At 51.4% G+C, this 1,129-nt stretch carries 10 tRNA genes; all 10 read left to right on the top strand.

Annotation, left to right across the window (positions count from 1 at the left end):
- The first annotated feature begins 22 nt into the window (after positions 1–22).
- The 10 genes from VP97_RS22705 to VP97_RS22660 all read left to right on the top strand — a co-directional run bounded on the left by VP97_RS22705 (position 23) and on the right by VP97_RS22660 (position 1,093).
- Positions 23–98, top strand: a tRNA-Thr gene (locus tag VP97_RS22705).
- 6 nt (positions 99–104) lie between these two features.
- Positions 105–180, top strand: a tRNA-Lys gene (locus tag VP97_RS22700).
- Positions 181–187: 7 nt separating this feature from the next.
- Positions 188–269 (top strand) — tRNA-Leu (locus VP97_RS22695).
- A 123-nt stretch (positions 270–392) separates the two neighbouring features.
- Positions 393–467 (top strand) — tRNA-Gly (locus VP97_RS22690).
- A 22-nt stretch (positions 468–489) separates the two neighbouring features.
- Positions 490–578, top strand: a tRNA-Leu gene (locus VP97_RS22685).
- An 18-nt stretch (positions 579–596) separates the two neighbouring features.
- Positions 597–673, top strand: a tRNA-Arg gene (locus VP97_RS22680).
- Positions 674–701: 28 nt separating this feature from the next.
- Positions 702–775 (top strand) — tRNA-Pro (locus VP97_RS22675).
- 11 nt (positions 776–786) lie between these two features.
- A tRNA-Ala gene (locus tag VP97_RS22670) sits at positions 787–862 on the top strand.
- Positions 863–881: 19 nt separating this feature from the next.
- Positions 882–958, top strand: a tRNA-Met gene (locus tag VP97_RS22665).
- A gap of 58 nt (positions 959–1,016) precedes the next feature.
- Positions 1,017–1,093: transfer RNA gene (locus VP97_RS22660), tRNA-Ile, on the top strand.
- Positions 1,094–1,129: the final 36 nt, after the last annotated feature.

The following is a 1,129-nucleotide window of genomic DNA, read 5'->3' as shown; positions in this document are numbered from 1 at the left end:
CCCGTCATCCTCCACCATTTATGCCGGTGTAGCTCAATTGGTAGAGCAACTGACTTGTAATCAGTAGGTTGGGGGTTCAAGTCCTCTTGCCGGCACCATTTACCGAGCCATTAGCTCAGTCGGTAGAGCATCTGACTTTTAATCAGAGGGTCGAAGGTTCGAGTCCTTCATGGCTCACCATGTATATGCGGGTGTGGCGGAATTGGCAGACGCACCAGACTTAGGATCTGGCGCCGCAAGGCGTGGGGGTTCAAGTCCCTTCACCCGCACTAACGAAAAGCGGAAACGCTTGTTTAGAAACGGCAGACATAAGTTGAACCGGCGAAACAGTGATTTTACTGCACAACCGGGGCAGCTTATGGCCGAGTTTCTAAGCGTTGCAGCTGGAACATGCGGAAGTAGTTCAGTGGTAGAACATCACCTTGCCAAGGTGGGGGTCGCGGGTTCGAATCCCGTCTTCCGCTCCAATGAACGAATAAAACAACCCTTGCCGGGGTGGCGGAACTGGCAGACGCACAGGACTTAAAATCCTGCGGTAGGTGACTACCGTACCGGTTCGATTCCGGTCCTCGGCACCACTTTACAATTAAATGATTGCGCCCGTAGCTCAATTGGATAGAGTACTTGACTACGAATCAAGCGGTTAGAGGTTCGAGTCCTCTCGGGCGCGCCATTTCATACATAACGATCTGTCGTTTAGACGGGAAGTAGCTCAGCTTGGTAGAGCACTTGGTTTGGGACCAAGGGGTCGCAGGTTCGAATCCTGTCTTCCCGATCGTTTTACATGGGGCCTTAGCTCAGCTGGGAGAGCGCCTGCTTTGCACGCAGGAGGTCAGCGGTTCGATCCCGCTAGGCTCCACCAATTTTATATAACTTTTTATGGCGGTGTAGCTCAGCTGGCTAGAGCGTACGGTTCATACCCGTGAGGTCGGGGGTTCGATCCCCTCCGCCGCTACCATATATTCAAATGCTTTTTATAATGAAAAGGCATTTATCAATCATGTATTATGAGTAAAGGACCTTTAGCTCAGTTGGTTAGAGCAGACGGCTCATAACCGTCCGGTCGCAGGTTCGAGTCCTGCAAGGTCCACCACTTGAATCTTATTTATTTGGAGGAATACCCAAGTCC

The sequence above is a fragment of the Domibacillus robiginosus genome (genome assembly GCF_000966195.1).
GTDB classification, from domain to species: Bacteria; Bacillota; Bacilli; order Bacillales; family Domibacillaceae; genus Domibacillus; species Domibacillus robiginosus.
The sequence above is the reverse complement of the archived record's forward strand: the minus strand, read 5'-3'. Positions and strand labels throughout refer to the sequence as shown.